The following is a 17,389-nucleotide window of genomic DNA, read 5'->3' on the forward strand; positions in this document are numbered from 1 at the left end:
TTTGATCCGCCTCACGGGTCTTGTATCCCGTGAAAGATTGCGGCCCCGGAGTCTGTTGTCACCTTGCTGAACTGTTAATCTAAACAGATTGCCCGGATGTGATGTGACCCATGCTGACTCTGTATCACGCGCCAGACTTGGAAACCCTTGGTGAGCTTGCGACCACGCTGCTCGCCCAACCGCTGCGTGACCCGTTCGCGGCAATCAAAGTGGTGGTGCCGAGTCAGGGCATGGGGCGCTGGTTGACGCTTGAGTTGGCGCGTAAGCAAGGCATCGCCATGCAGTTGGATGTGCAACTGCCCGCTAAATTTGTCTGGGATTTATCACGCTTGGCGCTCGGCCAGTTGCCTGAGCAGTCGGCGTTCTCACCGACCACGCTGAGCTGGCGTCTGTATGACTGGCTTTGCGAAGTCGACAATCTCGCGCAAACCCCACGATTGGCACATTACCTTGAAGGCGGTGATGAGCGCCGCCGGTTGTCGCTGGCGGCGAAAATCGCTGACGTCTTTGACCAATATCTGCTCTACCGCGATGACTGGCTGGCCGCGTGGGAACGTGACGAGTTGCTGGACCTGGGCCCGGATGAAGCCTGGCAAGCCTTGCTCTGGCGTGAACTGACCAAAGATGGTCACCCGCACCGCGCGCGCTTGCTCGATGATTTGCTCAGTCGCTTGTACAGCGGTGACGCAATTGCCGATATGCCGGAGCGGCTGCTGGTGTTTGGCATCAGCAGCTTGCCGCCGCACCACATGCGTGTGCTCGATGGTTTGGCCAAACACACTGAGGTGATCATCTTCGCGCTCAACCCGTGTCGCGAGGCGTGGGGTGAAATTCGTGATATCCGCGAGCTGGCACGCCAGCCAGAATTGAGCCCGGATGACTGGTATCTGGATGTCGGTCACCCATTATTGGCAAGCCTGGGCAAACAGGGGCGCGACTTCTTTGACAGCTTGTTCTCTCTCGCCAGCAGTGAAGGCAGCCAAGAGATTGGCTTGTATTCAGAAGACGATGCATTGCACGACGACAGTCTGCTGCAAGCCCTGCAGAACGATATTTTGCGCTTGCAAACGCGTACGCCCGAGCAGCGTTTGCTACTGCGTGAAGATGATCGTTCGCTAGAAGTTCACGTCGCTCACTCGCCGCTGCGCGAGGTCGAAATCCTCCACGACCAATTACTCGCACGCTTCAAAGCAGACCCAGAGCTGACGCCCGATCAGGTGGTCGTGCTGACCCCGGATATTGAGCGCTATGCGCCTTACATCGAAGCGGTATTTGCGCCGCGTGAAGGCGTGCCGCGTATACCGTTCAGCCTTGCCGACCGCAGCATGCGCGCTGAAATACCGTTGATTGAAGCGTTTATCAGCCTGCTCGGTTTACCCGACAGCCGCTTTGCTGCAGAGGAAGTACTGACCTGGCTTGAACAGCCCGCGATCGCCAGAAAGGCCGGGATTGAAGCCGAAGATTTACCGCTGATACGCGATTGGCTGCACGACGCTGGCGTGCGCTGGGGACGCGACAGCAGCCACCGCCAGCAATTGGGTTTACCGGCCGATGCAGCATTCACCTGGCGTCAGGGACTTGATCGCCTGTTGCTGGGGTTTGCCGCGCCGCCGCAATTAGCCGGTTTGGCTGCGCCGCTGCTGGGTGAAAGCTGGCCGCTGGATGCGCTCGAAGGTGCGCGCGGCCAATTGCTCGGGCGCTTGGCCGGGTTTGTTGAACGACTTGCCGGATTAGCGCAAAACATGCAGCGCTCGCGTTCATTGAGTGAGTGGGCGCAGACCTTACTTGAGCTGGTCGATAACCTGTTTGATGAGCGCGAGGCGGGCGACACTTTATTGTTGCTGTCCAAGGCTTGCGCGGCATTGCAGGAGCAGGCGCTGGCATCCGGTATCGAACGACCGCTTGAGTTAGCGCTGATTCGTCAGCAACTCAGCGCCGCACTTGAGCAGGGCAGCGGTGCCTCCGGGTTTTTAACTGGCGCAGTGACCTTTTGCACCATGGTGCCGATGCGCAGCTTGCCCTTCAAACAGGTTTGCCTGCTCGGGCTGGATGACGGCGCGCTGCCACGCAGAACACCAGCGGCTGGCTTCGATTTGATCGGCCAGAAACCACGCCGTGGTGATCGGGCGCGGCGTTTGGATGATCGTTATTTGCTGCTCGAAACCCTGCTTAGCGCTCGCGGTGGTCTGTACCTCAGCTATGTCGGGCGTGACCCGCGCAGTAACGCTGAGTTGCCGCCTTCGGTGTTGATCAGTGAACTGCTCGAAGTGGTCGATCTGACTGCCGTGTGCGCCGGTGCGGAACATGCCTACGCGCAAACTGCGAGCAAGCACATCGTCCTCCAGCATCCGTTGCAGCCGTTTGCCCCGGCTAACTTTCAGGGCGAGCGCCATGCCGGCTTTGCCGCGCCCTGGTTTCGCGCGGCGCAGCGTCTCGCTGAACCGGTGAATATGCTTGCCCAGCCTTTTGTCGAGCGCTTGCCGGAGCCGGATGAAGAGTGGCTGACACTTGAGCCGAGCCAATTGATTCATTGCTTCAAACACCCTGCGCGTTATCTGCTTGAGCAGCGTTTGGGCCTGCGCCTGGCGCAAACCGAGGACGCATTGGCGGGTGACGAACCCTTTAGCGTTGAGTGGACATCGACCCACGGTTTGCGTCAGTTAGCTCTACAGGCGATTGAGCGCAACTGGAGTGAAGCCGAGGAGCGTGCAGTCGCGGCGGCATCGGGTTGGCTGCCGGTCGGTGAGTTGGGGCAGGCGTATTGGGGGCAAATTCGCGGGCCGATTAGAGCCTTTGCGCCGAGCCTGTTTGCCGAGCGTCCGGACGATGCACCGCAGCCGGTATTGGTCGATATCAAACTCGCGGGTGTGCGCATTCATGGTTGGCTGGAAGGTGTTTGCGAGAGTGGCCTGTTCGATTACCGCTTGCGTGACTTGGGCGCGTGGGAGCTGGCGCCATTCTGGTTGCGTCACTTGCTGCTCAACTGCAGCGATAACCCAGCTGTTTGTCGTGAGAGCAGATTGTTGTCACCCAAAAGCGAGTGGCGTCTTGGCGCACTGAGCAATGCCCGTGAGCTACTCGAGCCGTGGCTGTTGGCTTACCGCTCGGCCTTGTGTGAGCCGTTACCTGTGTTGGCCAAATGCAGTTATGGCTTCGCTAAAAAGTGGCGCAAACCGGGGCGCAAAGAACCGATTGATGCCGCGCGCAGTGAAGCGCGCATTCTGTGGCTGGGAAATGACTTTATGATCGGCGAAAGTCAGGACCCATGGAACGCGCTGGCTTTTCGTGACCGTGAACCGCTGAATGAGCGCTTTGAGACATTGGCTGAGCAATTGTATGGCCCCGCGCTGGACGCCCTGCAAGGCGATGAGGAAGAGCAATGAGTGGCGCCAAGTTAGACCTGCTGCACGACAGCTTCAGTGGCCGCTCGCTGATCGAGGCCAGCGCTGGCACGGGTAAAACCTTCACCTTGACCTTGCTTTATGCGCGCCTGCTGCTCGAAAAACAGCTGTCCGTTTCCCAGATTCTGGTGGTGACTTACACCACCGCGGCCACGGCTGAACTGCGTGAGCGCGTGCGCAAGCGACTGGCGGAGTTGCTGGTGGTTTACGAGCAAGGCCATGGCACTGATACCTTGCTTAATGCCTTGCATGACCAGTTCCCTGATTCGGCGAGTCACCGGCGCTTGTTGCTTGCTGTGCATGGTTTTGACCAGGCGGCGATCTTCACCATTCACGGCTTCTGTCAGCGCGCACTGCAAGATGCTGCGTTTGAAGCCGGCGGCGATTTTGATAACGAGCTGACCCAGGATGATCGCGAACTATTGGATGCGTTGATCGCGGATCTCTGGCGTATCGAATTGGCCAGCGCAGAGCCTGAATGGGCGGCGTTTCTGGTTCAGCAGAAAATCACTCCGCAAGTGTTGCGCCAGCGTTTGCGCAGCCACTTGGGCAAACCCTATTTGCGCATTGAGCCGACACCAAGCGCCCCTGCGCAGTTAGCTGAGCTGCGTAACGCCTGGCAGCACGCCAAAGACTTCTGGTTGCGTCAGGGAACGGGTTGGATTGAGCAGCTTAAAGCCTTTGACGGCTTCAATAAGCGCAGCTTCAGCGCCGAGAAATTTGCTTTATGGCAGCTTGAGCTGGACGGCTATTTCAGCGATGCAGCTGGGCTGTTTGGCAAGGTTGACGGCCTGCGTAAATTAGCCCGCGAAACGCTGATCAAAGGCACCAACAAAGGCTTTGATGCACCATTGGAAGCGGTCGCCGATGCTTTGCAGGGCTTGTGTGACGCACTGGATGCGGCGCAGCCTGAAGCTGAACAACGCTTGATCGACCTGCAAGTTCGGATGATTGGCCAGCTCAATGAACAACTGCCTGCACGCAAAGCGGCGCAACGCATGCTGGCGTTTGATGATCTGCTCAACCGTTTGCAACAAGCGCTGTATGGCGAAGGCGGTGAGCATCTAGCCGCGACGTTGCGCGAGCAGTATCCGCTGGCACTGATTGATGAGTTTCAGGACACCGATCCGATTCAGTATCAGATATTCCGGCGTATCTACAGCGACAGCGGGCGTGAGCCATCGCTGGTCATCGATGAGCCTGCTAATAGTGCGGATCTGTGTTTTGTTGGCGATCCCAAGCAGGCGATTTATGCATTTCGTGGCGCGGACTTGGCGACCTATTTCACTGCGCGCAGTGAGGCTGCCCGGCAATACAGTTTGGCCACCAACCATCGCTCGACACCGCAACTGATCAGCGCGCTTAACCAGGTTTTTGCCCGGCCGATGCCATTTGCTGTCGAGGGCCTGGATTATCCAACCGTAGGTGCCAGCGACAAGGCGCGAGCCAAGCTGGTGCTGCCAACGCTGGAGGGGCAAAGCGATGCCTCATTAGCGTTGGTGTGGTTGGCGGATGACTATTTGAGCAAAGGCGAGGCGGGCAGTCTGGTCGCTATCGACACCGCTCGGCGTATCGCCTGCTTGCTGGCGGCGAGCGCTAAAGGCCAAGCCTATTTCGACGATGATGGTGTGCACGCACCGCTCAAGGGCGGAGATATTGCGGTATTGGTTGCCAGCCACCGGCAAGCCGCTGAAGTCGCCGCGCAGTTGTCTGTGCGAGGTGTGCCGAGTGTGCGCCGAGGTAAAGAAAGTGTGTGGCACAGCGAAGAGGCCGAGGCGTTAGCCGCGGTGCTGGCGGCCTACGCTGAGCCGGGCCGCGAAGGTGCGTTGCGTTATGCTTTGGCCACACGCTTGCTGGGGCGCAGCGCTGCGGATTTGGCGGCCTGCCAGGATGATGCGCGGGCTTGGGATCAGGAGCGAGAGGCGGCTGAGCGGTATCATCAGCTGTGGCAACAGCAAGGTTTTATGCGCGCCTTCCGCGCTTGGTTGGATGAGCAAGGTGTTGCCCAGCGTTTGCTTGCGGTGGTCGATGGCGAACGGCGCTTGACCAACTTGCTGCATCTGGCCGAGCTGCTGCAAACCGAAAGCCTGCAGCGTCCGGGCATGGAGCAGTTACTGGCGTGGTTCAACGCGCAGCGCACTGTGGATAACCACGGCGAAGAGGCGCTGCTGCGTCTTGAGAGCGATGCCGAACGGGTACAGATTGTCACCATCCACACTTCAAAAGGTCTGGAATACCCCTTGGTGTTTTGCCCCTATCTGTGGGATGGCGCGTTGCTGCGCAAGAGCGAAGACATCACCTGTCATGCCGAAGACGGCACGCCGTTGCTTGATCTTGGTGGCGAGCAGTTGGAGCAACACCGGCAACTGGCGCGGCAGGAACGTTTTGCCGAACGTTTGCGCCTGACTTATGTAGCGATGACCCGCGCTGCCGTACGCCTTTGGCTGCATTGGGGCGCGGTCGATTGCAAGCCGAAAAAAGACGGCACGCTGAGTGATGAAGGCCTGCACAGCAGTGCCTTGGCGTGGCTGCTACAGGGCCGTGACTTGCCGGGCAATGATCCACTCGTCGAACTGGCCACACACATGCAAAGCCTGACGCCACAGGGCATACATGCAGAGCTTGAGACGCTGGCCAATAACAGTCAGCAGCATATTGGCCTGACGCCGCTGCTTGAAGCCGAAGCCAGTGCCGCTGGCGAGCATCGCGCTCCCGCTCCAGAACAATTGACGCAGTTGCAACGCAGCCTGCACAGCAGTTGGCGCATTGGCAGTTTCTCTGGCTTATCGGCCGGTATGCACATGGAGGCGCCAGATCGCGATGGTTTGGTGATTCCAGACGCCAGCGAGCCAGGCTCAGGTTTTTATGGCTTCCCCCGTGGCGCCCGCGCCGGTACGTGCTTGCATGCGATTCTTGAAGACTGGGCCTGTAACAAAGCGCCGCTGGCGGAGTTGGTTGAGCCAGCCTTGAGCGGCCACGGAATTTCCAGCGACTGGACTGAAATCGCCCGCAACCACCTGCAACAAGTGCTCGATACTGATTTGGACGGCGCGGGCCTGACGTTGACCACCCTTGCTGGCGCGCGTCGCTTGCCTGAGTTGGGGTTTACCTTCCCGGTGACACGTTTGGATGTGCAACGCTTGCGCGCCATTCTGACTGACCCGGCATATGGTCTGCCAGAGCCCATGCGTGAAGCGGCAGCACGCCTTGAGTTCGACAGCTTGCAGGGCTTTCTGAAAGGTTTTATCGACCTGACATTTGAATATCAGGGGCGTTGGTATATCGCTGACTACAAATCCAACTGGCTCGGTCCTGACGCCAGTTTCTACGGCGGTGAGCGGCTCGTTCAAGCCTTGGCCAGAGAACATTATTATTTGCAGTACCTGATTTATCTGGTCGCTCTGCGGCGCTTTCTGCGTCAGCGTTTGAGCGACTTTGATAACGAGAAAATCGGTGGCGCGTATTACTTGTTCCTACGCGGTATGCCGAGCGCCGGCGTGTATTTCTCACGGCCCAGTGATGAGTTGCTGGATGCGCTTGACCTGTTATTCAGCGCCGAGGTGCCGGCATGATTGATCTTGCTCAGTTGTCACTCGGCGCCTTGGAGCGTGCGTTGGTACAGAGCCTGCAACGGTTGCAGCCGGACGCAGATGCGTGGGTATTGGCGTCCGCTGCATTGACTTGCGCCGCGCTGGAAAAAGGTGACGTTTGCCTGGATTTATCGCGCACGGCAGGCCAACGTCCGTGGCCAGAAAACACGGCTCAATTACCTGCGCTGACTGAGTGGTTGAGTATTCTGCACGCCTCGCCATTGGTGGGTAAGGCTGGTGATTTCACACCTTTGATAATCGATGGTCAGCGTTTATATCTGGCGCGTTATCAGGCGTATGAACAGCAACTTGCTGAGCAATTGTTGGCCCGTTCAGCCGCTCTGCCAACGGTTGATGAAACTGTCCTTGGGCAAACCCTAACGCGTTTGTTTGCTTTTAATACGCAGCAACCCGACTGGCAATGTCTCGCTGCGGCGCAAGCGGTGCGGCGTAATCTAGCGGTGATTTCCGGCGGCCCCGGCACCGGTAAAACCACCACCGTGGTGCGTTTGCTCGCGGCGTTACTTGAGCAACCGGGCGGCGAGCAATTAGCGATTGGCCTTGGTGCGCCGACGGGCAAGGCTGCGGCGCGCATGGCCGAAGCAATCCGCAACGCTAAAGCCACATTGCCGGTCAGCGATGCGGTCAAGCAGATGCTTCCGGAAGAGGCGCGTACTTTGCACCGCCTACTCGGTAGCCGAGGCGATAGCCCACAAGTACGCCACACTGCGGCCAATCCTCTACCGCTCGATGTGCTGGTGGTCGATGAAGCGTCAATGGTTGATCTGGCATTAATGGCCAAGTTGGTCGATGCCTTACCGCCCAAAGCGCGGCTGATTTTGCTCGGTGATAAAGATCAACTGGCAGCGGTTGAAGCCGGTGCCGTGTTTGCTGAGCTGTGTGAAGGCCGTGGTTTTGATGCGCAAGCGGTGAGCGACCTGCAGCGCCTCACCGGGCAAAAGCTCGAGGTCGAGTCGCCGCGCTCGGCGCTCGGCGATGCCGTGGTGTTACTTACACACAGCCACCGATTCGCCGGTGATAGCGGGATTGGCGAATTGGCCCGACGAATTAACAGCGGTGACGTGCCGGGTACCTTGAGTTTGCTCAGGGAATCGCGGGCAGACCTTGCGTGGCAGGCCGAACCGAACGCAACCGACCTGCTTGAGCGTTTGACTGAGGGCTACGCCGGTTATTTCCAAGCGGTTAAACACGCCGACCCAGAAGCCGTATTCAGTGCCTTCAATGATTTTCGTGTACTCACCGCTCAGCGTGAAGGGTCATGGGGTGTCGCGGGCATCAACGAAGCGTTGGAGGCGCGCATCAGGCGGCGCCAGCAAGTCGCCAGTCGTGAACGTTGGTATGCCGGGCGAGCGGTGATGGTCCGGCAAAACGACTATGCGCTGGGCTTGTTCAACGGTGACATTGGTATCTGCTTGCCGACAGAACATGGCTTGCGGGTGTTCTTCGAGGGCGAGCAGGGTTTTAGACCCTTCGCCCCGGCGCGGCTGCCGAGTCACGACAGTGCATTTGCCATGACCGTGCATAAAAGTCAGGGCTCGGAGTTCAGCGAAGTCTTGCTGGCGTTGCCTGAGCAACCAAGCCCGCTGCTGACCAGAAGCTTGTTCTACACCGGTATTACCCGAGCCAAACACAAGGTCGAGATTTGGGGCTTGCCCCAGCGCCTGGCCGAAGCCGTGACGACGCGTGCCGAGCGCGCTGCTGGATTGGCTGAGCGGTTGGCGAAGGTGCCGACTGATCAGGTTCAGCAGGCGCCCAGTGATGAGTTGGCTGAACCTCGGAGTCAGGGCCAGCTGGATCTATTTTGAGCCTAGGAACCTCTGAAAAACTACTGCGCTACATTTTTCAGAGGTTCCCTTAGCCCAGCAGCATCAAAATAACCGGCAGGCTTGCGGCGGCGAGCAAGGTTTGCAGGGTGATTGAGCCTGCCATCAACTGGCTGTCACCGCCTAGATGACGAGTCAGCACGTAGGCGGTGGGCGCTGTTGGCAGGGCAAAGAACAATACCAGTACCGTGGTTTCCATTGCTGGCAGTCCTAGAACCTGTGCAATCGCCCATGCAAGCAGTGGCATGCCGATCAAGCGTGCCAGGCTGCTCCAAGCCAGTGCCGGAATTTCCCCGCCCAGTTCTTCAGGTTTCAACGCCGCGCCAACGCAAAGCAGGCCCAGTGGCAGGCTGGCGGCGGCTAGCAGACTGAGCAACCGATCCGTACCGCCGGGTAAGCCAATGCCACAGAGATTGATTAGCGCGCCACCGACGCAGGCGAGAATGAGCGGGTTTTTGGCGATCGGCAACAGCAGGCTGCGCACACTGACGCCGCGTTCAGCGGTTAACGACCACACCGACAACACGTTAACCGTCGGCACCATCAACGCTAGCATCAGCGCGGCCAATGTCAGCCCCGGTTGACCAAATAAACTGCCGACAGCCGCCAGGCCAAGATAGGTGTTGAAGCGCAGAGTGCCTTGGGTAAACACTCCAAAGCGAGCCGCGGGCCAACCACGTACACGGCGCATTAGCAGCAACGCCAGCCAACCGATACCCAGCCCAAGCATGACGGCCAGTGCCAGTTGCTTGAGTGTCGGATTGTCCAGTGGCGCGCGGGCTAAACTGCTGAACAGCAGTGCAGGGAATAGCACGAAATAGTTGAGGCGTTCGGCTCCGGGCCAAAAGGCTTCATTGGGAAAATTCCAGCGACGCAGATAGAAACCGGCAACAATCAGGGCAAATAACGGCCATAAGGCCAGTAGAAGCTCAAGCACGGCAACCTCCTGCGATAGATAGGCAGCTATCTTGCTCAGTGGCGTGCTGGAGCGCAACACTGAAGTTGCCTACAGCCGCTGTAATTTAATCGGTGTGTTGCACAATTGCAGGGAGTGACCATGACAAATCTACAGAGCGGCGGTTGTCAGTGCGGCGCTATGCGCTACCAGTTCGATGCGCCACTGCATGACATCGCGCATTGTCATTGCTCGGTTTGCAGGCGCAGCAGCGGAGGGATTGTCACCACGTGGGTTACCGTGCCGCTGGCGAGTTTTACTTGGCTCAAGGGCGAAGCCAAGCAGTACGCGTCTTCATCCAGTTGCACACGGTCTTTCTGTGCGCAATGCGGCGCGCAGCTGACGCTGTTTACCTCACTCAGCCCCGATACGCTGGACGTTACCATTGCCACGCTGGATCATCCTGAACTGGCACCTGCCGACCGCCATATCTGGGTGCAAAACCGCTTGCCATGGCTGCGGCTTAACCCTGAACTGCCAGACGAGCAGCAGGAGATTATTGCCTAAGGCAGCATCAGACCGCCGCTGGCTTTATGCATCTCTCGCAAGTGTGTGCCGAGTTGCTTGAGGTTATCTTCAATCGTCTCCAGCTCAGCCAGCCGTTCGGGCTCAAGCAGGCTGCGGACTTCGCTATCGAGCGAGTCGCGTAGTTTCAGCAGATTCTTTTGACGGCTGCTGCTTTCCGTCTCCAGACGCTGCCATTCGGCTTCCTGGGGCAAGCCATAACCGCCTTCGAGCAGCTCGGCGGGTCTGCTCAAAAAACCGCTGCTAGCGAGGATTTGTTCGAGCGCGTTCCCGGCTTTATCGAGCCCCTTGTCAGGTACTTTGCGACCACTTAGATAACGCTCTTTGAGTTCCTGTTGGGCGACCAGTATTTGCTTACGCTGCGCGGCTTTTTCCAAGAGCATCATCGCCGCTGTGGTGCGAATATCGGCTTGGGCAAACCACTGCTGGCGCTCTTTTGCTGGCAGCTCCAGCCAGTCCTCCACGGACTCTTGTTTGATCGGTAAGTGGCTGCGCAATACATCGAACATGGCTTGGTAACGGTCGCGGTACGAATCAAACAAGTAGCCCAGACGCATGGCCTCTTTACGGTTTTTGAGCATGCTTGAATCGGCGAGGCCGCGCGCTTCAAGGACTTCCAACAAACCGTTAGGCATGATGCTGTCGAGTGTTTGCAGTTTTGGGTTGTTGGTGCCCGTGCGTAGCAGCTTTAGGTTCTCGACTGCGCAGTTGTTCGACAGGAAGTAGTAGTTACCGTCGTAACTCCAGTGCTGCTCAATCGAGCGGGTGACAAAGTCATTGATCTGCTGACGATTGAGGTTCATTGGCACCGAAATCAGACTACGCAGCTCGGTCTTGGTGTATTCATCGACTACCTGCGCCAGCGGCAACACGAACAGTCGGGATGGATACGCACCAATCATTGCGCCCCAGCTAGAGAGTTGCACGTCGCCGATGAATGCGCGGTAGGACAGCACTAAACTCTGATCCAGGTCGAGCCTGCAAGCTGGGCCGCGTGGTCGTCCCGGCGCGCAGATAACCAGGCGTATCATGCTGTGGCCCCAGCGGCTGGCGAGCTGATCATTGGCTTCTGCGAGCAGGTAATCAACCTCGTAAACGCGTTCAGGATCTATCTTGCCCAAAGGCTCCTTGGCGAAATCATTGCCAGCATTGAGATAGGCCAGGCTGGTGTCGCAGTTGTCCTGGTTTGGTGGCGTCCAGGCAAATTGTTCGCGGTAATAAGCGGCCAATGTTGGGCGGCGGCAGGCGAAGCTTGGGTCAAGCAGGAAGTACTCCATGTTGACCGCAACAAATTCGCGCGGGTTTTCAAGTTCGTACAAGTCAGGGCTGCGGGCGACCTGATGATTCTCTTGTTCGCGCTCTCCACGGCGACCCACGTACTGCGGCCAGCCAGCAATATCCAGCAGGCGCGGGTCGTCGCTGAGGGTAAAGCGCCGCGCGGTTTCGCCCCGACAGTTATCGGGCAGGCCAACCAAGCCACTGGAGCTGGCGCGGTTTTGGCAGCGGTGCAGGCGTATTTTCTCGGCCGAGGACCACAGTTGTGCACGGTCGTAGAGGTGCGTCAGCTCGTGAATCACCGTCGCCAGCAGCTCTTTACGCACCGTGCCGTGGGGGCGTGCTGTCTGTTCGGTCTGCGCACTGCCATCAACCAGTGCTGGTAGCAGCCGGCGGTTGAGCAAGATTTGCTCAGTCTTTACTGTACGTCCGTAGACCTTGTCTGGCAGCGCTTGCCAACTGAAATTGACCTCGCGATCCAGCCGCTGGCGAAATCTGGGTGGCAGTACCTGCAATGCGTCATCAAGCAGCGCTTGGCTGGCAGCGTGTTCTGCAGCGCTTAAATCTTCGCCGCCAACCTTTAGACGCAGCTCGGCATAGCTTCCAGTCGAGACCAGTAGCGCGCAAAGGATCAGGCAGGTACGCGCCAGACTCACAGAGCGAGAATGGCTTTTGCTAGCGTCAGGTCTGAGGCGTTTTCGGCTTCTGGTACACGGCTACGAATTGTCGTGATTGCGGCTTCAAGGTTGGCGCCGCGGATTTCGCCTTGAGTGGCGACAAAGCTGGCAGCGTCATCATGCGCTTCGCGAACCACTTTTGAGTCGCGAATCGAAGTGGTGGTGTCTGAAGTGAAATCGAGCGTGCGATCGAGCGCGCGGACGATGATATTACTGGTCGCAACCAGTGTTTGAGCCTGGACGGTGCCAACCAGAAGTGCAGCACTGGCGACAGAGGTGAGCAAAATGCGACGCATAAAAAATCTCCGTAAAACAATTCAATAGCGATTGGACGGGCAATATTTGGCCCAGTTCCGCTACACAAGTAGCAGCGTGGTATGCGGATTTTGACTCACACAGCAGGCGGATAGCCAGAGGCGCACGGGTAAATGCATAACGCCACGAACAAGTCGTGGCGTTATTTGGCGTGCAGCAGCGTAATTACAGGCTGATGATTGCTTGAGCCAGTTGCATGTCATTGGCTTGCAGGCTAGGAACAGTCGTGCGGATGTGGTCCAGAGCTGCTTCCAGGTGCACACCACGGATATCGCCCTGGCTGGCGACAAAGCTTGCTGCGTCATCATGCGCAGCCAAGACCACTTTGTCGTCCTTGAATGACGAGCTGACATCAGAAGTCGCATCGGTTGTCGCCGCAACAGCGCCAACAATGGCATCGGTCGTTACAACAAAACTGGTGGCCGAGGCATTTGCAGCTAGAGCCATAAGGGCTGCGAAGCTAAGTGTGCGTAATGGTTTCATCCTGAAAACTCCAAGCTGAGAATAGGGATACGGCGTAGTGCGCGTAGGCTGAGTATAAGCCTAGCCCGCTGATTGTGCTGTGTTGGGCGCTGCTCGCTAATAAATTGTTAAGTGACCTGAAAGGTGCAGGTATAGCCCGTGATTGTGCATAGTGCCAAGCTATGAGTTTGTGCTGCAGCGAAAGTTGCATACACCTCGGTCTTCAGTACCGGCTTTTTAACAATTTCACAGCGGTTTCAGCGCAAGCCCTGCAAATACTGGGCCGGCGCAAGGCGTCTAGATTGCGCCTTACGCGGGTTACAAAAAATTTCACATATCGAGGGTTTGCCTATTGCAAGCCTAACTAAATACTGGTGGTATTGAGGGGTGGTCAAAAAATAGCTGCTTGACTAAAAGTGTCGCCATATTTCACGAAACGCCTCTAAAAAATGACGAATTAATCGATTTTTAGAGGTTTGATGTATCGGCGTCGAGTCAAGTCAGACTCAAAAATAATAACAATTAAGCTTGGCTGTTTTCAGCTAAGTATCTGACGCTAAAGGCTTGCAAGCCCGCAAATGATTATTCTTATCAGCTCAAAAATAACCCAGTCAAATATCCAGGCATCTTTGGGCAAGGCTGAGTACAGCTATTACTTTTTGTTGAAAGAATTTATGCCTGCTTTGCAGCAGATTGCTGAGGTTATTGGCGTGGAGTCGGCCGATCAGGTCGATCGCCTGTACCAGCAATATCGCGAAGCTGGCGAGCAGGTTGTTTTTATTAGCGTGAGCCCTCCTCAGCAAACCTCCACGGACCTTGCTTGCCCAACTGTGTGCTTGTTCGCTTGGGAATTTGACAATGTGCCTGATGAGCCCTGGGAAGGTGAGCCCCGTAATGATTGGCGTTATGTCATGCAGCGTATCGCAGGGGCAATCGCTTGCAGCCAAGAGTCTGCCGAGGCAGTTCGTAAAGCGATGGGGGGTAACTATCCTGTCGTAGCCATACCGGCACCTCTCTGGCCACGATTCCAGACGCTGATGCCTGAAAGTGGTTGGCTGCCACGCCAGCCAGAACGCTCAATTGAGTTTACTGGCCACGTCATCGACAGCCCGGTACTGGGTCTTTCTGCCGATGGCTTGGTACAGCACATGCCTCGCCCACCGCTACCACTGCTAACAACTGCGGCAAATACAGGTGTGAATTGGGTTGGGCACACGCGAGCGTTATATCGTGCTTGGCGCGAGGCATTACATAATCGTCCCTCAGCGAGAGCCAGACGCGAAAAACCAACAGCGCCTCAACACAATGAAATCGGTGCGAAACCTCAGGAATGTCGTATCGAGGTGTCTGGAGTAGTCTTCACCAGCGTGCTTAATCCGCGTGATGGCCGTAAAAACTGGATCGATATCGTTACTGCCTTTTGCTGGGCATTTGCGGATACCACCGACGCGACCCTGATTCTGAAAATGACACATCATGATCTGGAGTATTACCGGATCCCTTTGCTGACCTTATTGTCACGGTTAGCGCCATTTAAGTGTCGAGTGTTGGTGCTGCACGGATTTCTCGATGATCAACAGTATCGCGAGCTAATCCAAATCAGTGACTTTTACGTAAACGCCTCAACCTGTGAAGGCTTATGCCTGCCGTTGATGGAATTTCTTGCCAGCGGCAAGCCCGCTCTGGCTCCACGGCACACAGCGATGCTCGATTATTTGGATGAGCAGATTGCATACGTGGTTAAGGCAACTGTCGAACCATCCTGCTGGGCGCATGACCCTTGCGGCATTTTCCGCACACGCAAATACCGCCTGAACTGGCAGTCGTTGATGGAGGGTTATCGAGAGTGCTATCGAATTGCCAGTGATGATGTTGAGAGTTATCAGCGTATGTCGCGGCATGCTTGGCAACGGATGTGTGAGTTCGCTGATACCCCGGTGGTCGCTGAGCAATTGCAAGATTTTCTGCAAGGGCTGACACAAAGTCTTGATCGGCGTTTGGCTGGAGCGCAGGCATGAAGTTTTTGCTCTACAGCGCAATGAATGCCGAAACCGTGGTGCATAACTTGGGGGAGCCTGAGTACAGTTATTTTTTTGTGTTGCGCGAGTTTTTACCGCTGCTGAAAACGCTCGGCGAAGTCGTTTTGATTGCTAACCCAGCGCTCGAAGTTGATCAACATTATGCTGAGGCTCAAGCTAAGGGAGAGGGCTGTGTATTCTTCAGCTTCACCCCGCCGCACCTGACCTGTTGCAACTTGGCTTGCCCAACTATTCCTGTGTTTGCATGGGAGTTTAGTAGCATGCCCGACGAAACATGGTGGGCAGATCGCCCTGAGAATGATTGGCGTAATTGCCTCACTCAGTGTGGTGCAGCCATTGTTCATTCCGAGCAAAGTGTGTGTGCAGTTCGCCAGATCATGGGTGAAGATTTCCCGGTGATTTCTATTCCTGCACCGGTGTGGGATCGCTTGGAGAGCGTGCGTACTTTTCTGCAAACCGCCCCCGTGTCTCGATCACAGCTGTTGGCGATTGACCGGGGCGTAGTATTCGATACCCATGCTCCTGGCTTTGATCGCTTGCTGCCGACGGCTGAAGAAATTACCCGGGAGGTTGCTGAATCGCGCGGCTTGATTCCGATCGAGAGCCATATCGGTTATCGACGCGGGCCAGGAACTATTGTCGGCATCACTCAGCACTACCTGTTGCACTGGTATCAGCAGGTAGTGGCGCCGAGCCTACCTGCATCGCTGCTAGGTGTGTTCGACCGTTTTCTTGAGCGGAGTGATCCTTGGCTAGCCAGCGCCCGTCAGCTTGAGTTGAGCGGGGTGGTATTTACTAGCCTGTTTAATCCCCAGGATGGGCGCAAGAACTGGGTCGATATGCTGACCGCGTTTTGCGCTGCATTCAAAGATGAGCCTAATGCCACCCTAGTTTTCAAGCTGGGGCACCATCGCTACGAGGATGCGATTAGAGGCATCTTGATGGCAATGTCGCGCCTTGATCCATTTCAGTGTCGGGTGGTGCTGCTGCATGGCTATTTAAGTGGTGATGCTTACACCCAACTGATCGAGGCAACGCATTACATCGTTAATGCGTCCTATGGCGAAGGCCAATGTCTGCCGTTGATGGAGTACTTGTCGTGTGGGAAGCCAGCCATTGCACCCCGGCATTCGGCGATGATCGACTACATCGATGAAAGCGTAGGCTTTGTCGTTGATAGTTGGGCAGATGTGACGGCATGGCCGCATGACCCGCGCATTGCCTATCGAACACTACGTCAACAGATAGATTGGCAGTCGCTAAAAGAGGCGTATAGAGCGGCTTACAGGTGTGTAAATGAGCAGCCTGAGCATTATCAGCAGTTGGCGCAAAATGCGATCAAACGCATGAAAAAACATTGTTCCCGTGCTGTCGCCACCGAGCGCTTACTCGGCTTTCTTCAGGCTGAACAACGGGTGGCGGGATGAAGATCCTCGATAAACTTTTTCAGCGTCTACGCAGGGCTGACGTACCTACTGTCACTGCGTTAGTGCCTGATGCGAAGGAATACGTCGACGCTCGCGATTGTGGTCTGGTTGATGCAGTGCAAAGCGGCTGGTTCCAGAATGCTACGGATGAACTGTTCAGCGGTTTTGCTATATCCGCAGAGGATGTAGTGCTTGATATAGGCTGCGGAGCCGGTGGCGCCACTCTGTTTTGTGCCAATCGCGGTGCGCACGTGGTTTTCACTGATGTTGTCGCCGAGAAGATTGACGCGCTGAAACAAAAGCTTAGAGATACTCCGGCGCGTGCGATTGAGGGCATTGTTTCTGACAGCGTGCCGCTGCCGTTGGCCGATGAATACGCCTCTCGGGTCATCGCCCTTGAGGTGCTCGAACATGTCGAAGACCCTGCCCAAGTTTTGCGCGAATTGGTACGAGTCGCGCGTCCGGGCGCGCAGTTTCTATTGGCGGTGCCAGATCCCGTTGGCGAGCATATTCAAAAAGACTGCGCCGAGCCGCATTACTTTAGCCATCCCAATCACATCCATATTTTCGAGCGCGAAGCCTTTGCCGGATTGGTTGAGGGGGCAGGGCTGATTATCGAGCGCCGCTCTTCATATGGCTTCTTTTGGACCATGTGGATGCTGATGTACTGGACGCAGCAAAAGCACAGTGGTGAGCCGAACTCAGGCGAAACCCATGATGTCGTGCATCCGCCATACAGCCCGTTAGTTGAGGATTGGTCCAGCTTGTGGCGACGGTTGATTGATATGCCGGAATTCCTTCCGGTTAAGCAAAGCCTGGACACCTTGATGCCAAAAAGTCAGGTAATCGTTGCCCGAAAACCAGGCTGAAATTAGTTCG

At 56.6% G+C, this 17,389-nt stretch carries 11 protein-coding genes; 7 read left to right on the plus strand and 4 right to left on the minus strand.

Annotated elements, in window-relative coordinates:
* Positions 1–110: 110 nt before the first annotated feature.
* From recC to recD, 3 genes are read left to right on the plus strand one after another with little or no spacing between them, the layout of a single operon-like run.
* The gene (gene recC, locus B9K09_RS00635; RefSeq protein WP_087514998.1) at positions 111–3,383 is read left to right on the plus strand and encodes an exodeoxyribonuclease V subunit gamma; all 3,273 of its coding nucleotides are present in this window, start codon (positions 111–113) and stop codon (positions 3,381–3,383) included.
* Positions 3,380–6,973 (plus strand): exodeoxyribonuclease V subunit beta, encoded by a 3,594-nt coding sequence (gene recB / locus B9K09_RS00640; RefSeq protein WP_087514999.1) that lies wholly within the window; start codon positions 3,380–3,382, stop codon positions 6,971–6,973. The genes recC and recB overlap by 4 nt, the downstream gene beginning before the upstream one ends.
* Positions 6,973–8,817, plus strand: a complete 1,845-nt coding sequence (recD, locus tag B9K09_RS00645; RefSeq protein ID WP_087518919.1) for an exodeoxyribonuclease V subunit alpha — start codon at positions 6,973–6,975, stop codon at positions 8,815–8,817. Before recB ends, recD begins: the two co-directional genes overlap by 1 nt.
* A gap of 49 nt (positions 8,818–8,866) precedes the next feature.
* Here recD and B9K09_RS00650 read toward each other — a convergent pair whose 3' ends face one another.
* Positions 8,867–9,802, minus strand: a complete 936-nt coding sequence (locus tag B9K09_RS00650; RefSeq protein WP_177408691.1) for an AEC family transporter — start codon at positions 9,800–9,802, stop codon at positions 8,867–8,869.
* A 90-nt stretch (positions 9,803–9,892) separates the two neighbouring features.
* Between B9K09_RS00650 and B9K09_RS00655 the strand changes: the two genes are divergently transcribed.
* Positions 9,893–10,297, plus strand: a complete 405-nt coding sequence (locus B9K09_RS00655) for a GFA family protein (protein WP_087515000.1) — start codon at positions 9,893–9,895, stop codon at positions 10,295–10,297.
* Here the strand turns inward: B9K09_RS00655 and B9K09_RS00660 are convergent.
* The 3 genes from B9K09_RS00660 to B9K09_RS00670 form a co-directional block, all read right to left on the minus strand.
* Positions 10,294–12,207 (minus strand): DUF4105 domain-containing protein, encoded by a 1,914-nt coding sequence (locus B9K09_RS00660; protein WP_371917477.1) that lies wholly within the window; start codon positions 12,205–12,207, stop codon positions 10,294–10,296. The two genes, B9K09_RS00655 and B9K09_RS00660, sit on opposite strands and share 4 nt — an antisense overlap.
* 35 nt (positions 12,208–12,242) lie before the next feature.
* Positions 12,243–12,563, minus strand: coding sequence for a DUF2388 domain-containing protein (locus tag B9K09_RS00665; RefSeq protein ID WP_087515002.1), 321 nt, complete (start codon positions 12,561–12,563; stop codon positions 12,243–12,245).
* 184 nt (positions 12,564–12,747) lie between these two features.
* The gene (locus B9K09_RS00670; protein WP_087515003.1) at positions 12,748–13,065 is read right to left on the minus strand and encodes a DUF2388 domain-containing protein; all 318 of its coding nucleotides are present in this window, start codon (positions 13,063–13,065) and stop codon (positions 12,748–12,750) included.
* Between the two features lie 557 nt (positions 13,066–13,622).
* Here B9K09_RS00670 and B9K09_RS00675 point away from each other — a divergent pair.
* From B9K09_RS00675 to B9K09_RS00685, 3 genes are read left to right on the plus strand one after another with little or no spacing between them, the layout of a single operon-like run.
* Positions 13,623–15,062, plus strand: coding sequence for a glycosyltransferase (locus B9K09_RS00675; protein ID WP_087515004.1), 1,440 nt, complete (start codon positions 13,623–13,625; stop codon positions 15,060–15,062).
* On the plus strand, positions 15,059–16,510 hold the full coding sequence (locus B9K09_RS00680) for a glycosyltransferase (RefSeq protein WP_087515005.1): 1,452 nt from the start codon (positions 15,059–15,061) through the stop codon (positions 16,508–16,510). The genes B9K09_RS00675 and B9K09_RS00680 overlap by 4 nt, the downstream gene beginning before the upstream one ends.
* On the plus strand, positions 16,507–17,379 hold the full coding sequence (locus B9K09_RS00685) for a class I SAM-dependent methyltransferase (RefSeq protein ID WP_087515006.1): 873 nt from the start codon (positions 16,507–16,509) through the stop codon (positions 17,377–17,379). The genes B9K09_RS00680 and B9K09_RS00685 overlap by 4 nt, the downstream gene beginning before the upstream one ends.
* Positions 17,380–17,389 lie beyond the last annotated feature (10 nt).

The organism is Pseudomonas sp. M30-35 (genome assembly GCF_002163625.1).
In the GTDB taxonomy this organism is placed as follows: domain Bacteria; phylum Pseudomonadota; class Gammaproteobacteria; order Pseudomonadales; family Pseudomonadaceae; genus Aquipseudomonas.

Bases quoted from the DNA above. Each gene is read 5' to 3' on its own strand.
- B9K09_RS00675 (WP_087515004.1), top strand. From the start codon at position 13,623: ATGATTATTCTTATCAGCTCAAAAATAACCCAGTCAAATATCCAGGCA.
- B9K09_RS00665 (WP_087515002.1), bottom strand. From the start codon at position 12,563: ATGCGTCGCATTTTGCTCACCTCTGTCGCCAGTGCTGCACTTCTGGTT.
- recB (WP_087514999.1), top strand. From the start codon at position 3,380: ATGAGTGGCGCCAAGTTAGACCTGCTGCACGACAGCTTCAGTGGCCGC.
- B9K09_RS00685 (WP_087515006.1), top strand. From the start codon at position 16,507: ATGAAGATCCTCGATAAACTTTTTCAGCGTCTACGCAGGGCTGACGTA.
- B9K09_RS00670 (WP_087515003.1), bottom strand. From the start codon at position 13,065: ATGAAACCATTACGCACACTTAGCTTCGCAGCCCTTATGGCTCTAGCT.
- B9K09_RS00680 (WP_087515005.1), top strand. From the start codon at position 15,059: ATGAAGTTTTTGCTCTACAGCGCAATGAATGCCGAAACCGTGGTGCAT.
- recC (WP_087514998.1), top strand. From the start codon at position 111: ATGCTGACTCTGTATCACGCGCCAGACTTGGAAACCCTTGGTGAGCTT.
- B9K09_RS00655 (WP_087515000.1), top strand. From the start codon at position 9,893: ATGACAAATCTACAGAGCGGCGGTTGTCAGTGCGGCGCTATGCGCTAC.